This window comes from Agromyces sp. P1_H4, assembly GCF_056405255.1.
In genome coordinates, this window is the sequence record NZ_JBFUCL010000402.1 from 1 (window position 1) to 3,033 (window position 3,033).

Consider the following 3,033-nt stretch of genomic DNA (forward strand, 5'->3'; position numbering starts at 1 on the left):
GGGCGACGAGTCGCGGCTCCGCGAACTCCTCGAGCCGCTGCTGTCGCTCCCGTCGGTCACCGAGGTGTCGCTCGGACCGGTGGCCTACGGCGACCTGCTCGAAGACGCACCGCCCGGAAGGCCGCCGTTCGTGTTCGTCGGCGGCAACGGGTTCGTGCCCGACCTCTCCGACGAGGCGCTCGAGGCGTTCGCCCGGGTCTACGACCGCGAGGTGCCCACCATGGTGCTGCTGCGCGCCCTCGGAGGCGCGTTCGGTCGGGTGGCCCCCGATGCCACCGCGATCGCCCATCGCGACGCCGAGTCGCTCCTCATCGTGAACGGCGTGCTCCAGCCGGACGCCACCCCCGAGCAGGTGGCCGCCGCCAAGGCCGGCAGCGATGCCGCGCTCGCCTACACGAGCGGAACCTACGGCAACTTCTCCGCCGAATACAGCGACGCCGTGACCGCGTCGATGTATCCGCCGCACACGCTCGAACGCCTGCGTCGCATCAAGGCCGAGTTCGATCCGGGCAACGTGTTCCGGCGCAACCACAACGTCACGCCGGCTCGCTGAGCGAGGCGCGCGTCAGGCGAGCGTGAGCAGCGCGCGTCAGGCGAGCGTGAGCAGCATCGTGTCGGAGCCGCCGTTGCGTCCGACCGTGCGGAAACCCGCCCGTTCATAGAGATGGCGGGCGCGGTTGCCGTCCTCGACGCTCAATGAGATCCCGCGCAGGGCCCGGCGCCGCGCCTCGTGGACGACAGCGTCGAGCACGGCGGCGCCCAAGCCGCGCCCGCGGCGCCCCGGGAAGGTGGTGATGCTCAGCTCGGGCACGTCGTCGGCGACGAATCCGTAGCCCGGGTCATCGGCGGTCAGGAAGACGACCCAGGCCACGGCGAGCACCGTCTCACCATCGTCATCGTCATCGTCATCGTCATCGTCATCGACGACCGCCGCCGTGCCGAAGTCCCGAGCGCCGTCGAACGAGGTGTAGTAGTGCGCCAGGTCGGGCATCCCGTCGACCTGCTCGGGCTCGAACCGCGGTCCGTCCCAGTTCATGTTCGCGAGCGTCGCGTCGCGCAGCAGCCCGCGGTCGTCGTCGGTGAGCGGTCGCAACCTCATGCGATCGGCGGGTCCTCGTGCAGGTCGGCGTCGGGCGCGGTGAACGCCCACTCCGTGAACCGCACCTCGAGGTCGGCGCGCATCGGGGCGCAGATCATGGGGCCGACGGATGCCGCGCCGGCGGTGAACGGCGCAACGCGAAGGGTTCGCCAACCACCCGCATCGCTCCGCGCGCGCAGCGTGACGGCGTCGCCCGCCTCACCACCCCGGCTGGCCCGGATCGTGACGAGCCGCCCCGCCCACTCCGGCACAGGTGCGAGCGACCAGTCGGACACCCCGTTCGTCACCACGGCACCGACGTGCAGCACGCCGTCGGAGACCTCGAGGCCCGTCTTGATCCACAGCTCGGCATCGACCCAGAGCAGCAGGCCGGCCTGGTCGTAGAGCCCGGTGAGCGTCGACGTGTCGAAGGTGACCTCGACCGCGGCATCCGTCGGCCACTCGGTCGCAAGCCCGTGGCCGTCGTCGTGCACGAAGCCGTAATGGGTGGTGCGCCACCAGTCGCTGCCCTCGACGGCCGTGACGACGAGGTCGCCGCCGTTGGCCCGCGACGCCGCGGGCTCCCTCGTCCAGCTGCCCGATGCCCAGTCCACGCGCGTCCGCTCCATGCACTCCACGCTATCCGCCACCTCCGTCGGCGTCGGCGTCGGCCGCCGGACGGCGTTCAGGCGGTGGCGTCGGCCAGCAGGTTCAGCCGCCGCTGCCGCATCGCCAGGAAGAGCGGGAAGGTGAAGGCGAACGCGGTCAAGCCCGACGCCACCACGTAGAGCCATCCGAAGCGCATGCCGAGGCGGCGCGCCTCGACGATGATGAAGATGCTGCCGGCGACCGCGGCCACGAGCAGGTCGACGGTGATCGACGACACGGCAGGCCCGCTCGTGACGAGGTCGCCGATGAAGTCGTGCAGGCCGACGATGGCGAGGGCGTTGAACCACCAGGTGCCGATCAGTCCTGCGATCGAGAGCAGCAGGTAGACGACGGCGAGCGGGCTCCAGTGGCTGGTCATGCTCCCAGTGTGGCGCGGCGGGCCTCGCCGAGGCGGCAGCCGCTCAGCCCGGCCAGGCGCCGAAGGAATCGTCGAGCTCGTCGAACGTCTCGCGTCGCTGCCGGGCTTCGGCGAGGTCCCGCTTGAGATCGAGTGAGAGGCCGCGCATGCGGTCGTCGCGCTCGCGCTCGTAGGCCTCGTCGATCTCGATGTCCGGCCACTCCTGGGCCAGCCGCGCCTCGATGACGCCCGCGATCTCCTCCCACGCCTCCTGCCGCGCCCGCTCGGCGAACTCGGCGAGGTAGGCGTCGTCGTTGCGGAGCTCGGTCAGGCGCTCGGCCACCGCGGCGTTCACGCGCTGCCGCAGGCGGAGATTCCAGGCATCCGCCCGGTGGTAGTCGTGCTGGTGCGCCGAGCGGCCCTCGCGCTGCGCCGCGGACTCGCGTTCGGCCGCCGACCATTCGGCCACCTCGTCGAGCTCCTGCACCAGCTCGTGCAGGACCTCGCGCGCCGCGGCCGAGGCCCGCACGGCGTCGAACGGCTCGTCGCCGCGCAGGGCCATCACGATGATGCGGTTCTTCAGCGCCATGCGGCCCGCCGCCTCCGAGACGAGGAGGCCCTCGGCGAAGGACTCCTCGAACGTGAGCGGCTCCACCTCGGGCAGGGCGGTGCGGTCGAACGGCGCGAACCGCTCCCGCTTCCGTCTCCGCCAGATGCGCATGGTGATGCCGGCCTCTCACCCTCGAACGCCCGTGCCCGCCGCGGGTCCGRCGGTCGGAGAACGAGCCTATCGCGGTGGCGCGAACGCCCGTCGGGTGTCGGGGGTGGCGCGTAGCCTGCCGGCATGAGTGCAGCGGATGCCGCGAGCGGGCGCCATGGCGACCCGGGCACCGGGTGCCGGCTCGCCGACGCCGAGGGGCGACCGTGCGGGCGTCCAGTCGACGCCGAG

At 72.1% G+C, this 3,033-nt stretch carries 5 protein-coding genes; 1 reads left to right on the forward strand and 4 read right to left on the reverse strand.

What is annotated here, in order from left to right:
* Nucleotides 1-553, forward strand: a 553-nt coding sequence (locus tag AC1DY2_RS17890) for a BBE domain-containing protein (RefSeq protein WP_476763636.1), incomplete at its 5' end; no start/stop codon positions are given.
* Between the two features lie 36 nt (nt 554-589).
* On the opposite strand, the gene AC1DY2_RS17895 is transcribed toward AC1DY2_RS17890, so the two are convergent.
* Genes AC1DY2_RS17895 through AC1DY2_RS17910 form a run of 4 tightly spaced genes read right to left on the reverse strand, consistent with a single transcriptional unit; the run spans nt 590 to nt 2,805 of the window.
* Nucleotides 590-1,099: a GNAT family N-acetyltransferase gene (locus AC1DY2_RS17895; RefSeq protein ID WP_476763637.1), complete on the reverse strand. Its 510-nt coding sequence runs from the start codon at nt 1,097-1,099 to the stop codon at nt 590-592.
* Nucleotides 1,096-1,707, reverse strand: a complete 612-nt coding sequence (locus AC1DY2_RS17900; RefSeq protein ID WP_476763638.1) for a DUF1349 domain-containing protein — start codon at nt 1,705-1,707, stop codon at nt 1,096-1,098. The genes AC1DY2_RS17895 and AC1DY2_RS17900 overlap by 4 nt, the downstream gene beginning before the upstream one ends.
* Before the next feature lie 56 nt (nt 1,708-1,763).
* Nucleotides 1,764-2,105 carry a DUF2834 domain-containing protein gene (locus AC1DY2_RS17905; RefSeq protein WP_476763639.1) on the reverse strand — a complete coding sequence of 114 codons (342 nt, stop codon included), beginning with the start codon at nt 2,103-2,105 and terminating at the stop codon, nt 1,764-1,766.
* 43 nt (nt 2,106-2,148) lie between these two features.
* The gene (locus AC1DY2_RS17910) at nt 2,149-2,805 is read right to left on the reverse strand and encodes a hypothetical protein (RefSeq protein WP_476763640.1); all 657 of its coding nucleotides are present in this window, start codon (nt 2,803-2,805) and stop codon (nt 2,149-2,151) included.
* Nucleotides 2,806-3,033 lie beyond the last annotated feature (228 nt).

Bases quoted from the DNA above. Each gene is read 5' to 3' on its own strand.
- AC1DY2_RS17895 (WP_476763637.1), bottom strand. From the start codon at position 1,099: ATGAGGTTGCGACCGCTCACCGACGACGACCGCGGGCTGCTGCGCGAC.
- AC1DY2_RS17900 (WP_476763638.1), bottom strand. From the start codon at position 1,707: ATGGAGCGGACGCGCGTGGACTGGGCATCGGGCAGCTGGACGAGGGAG.
- AC1DY2_RS17905 (WP_476763639.1), bottom strand. From the start codon at position 2,105: ATGACCAGCCACTGGAGCCCGCTCGCCGTCGTCTACCTGCTGCTCTCG.
- AC1DY2_RS17910 (WP_476763640.1), bottom strand. From the start codon at position 2,805: ATGCGCATCTGGCGGAGACGGAAGCGGGAGCGGTTCGCGCCGTTCGAC.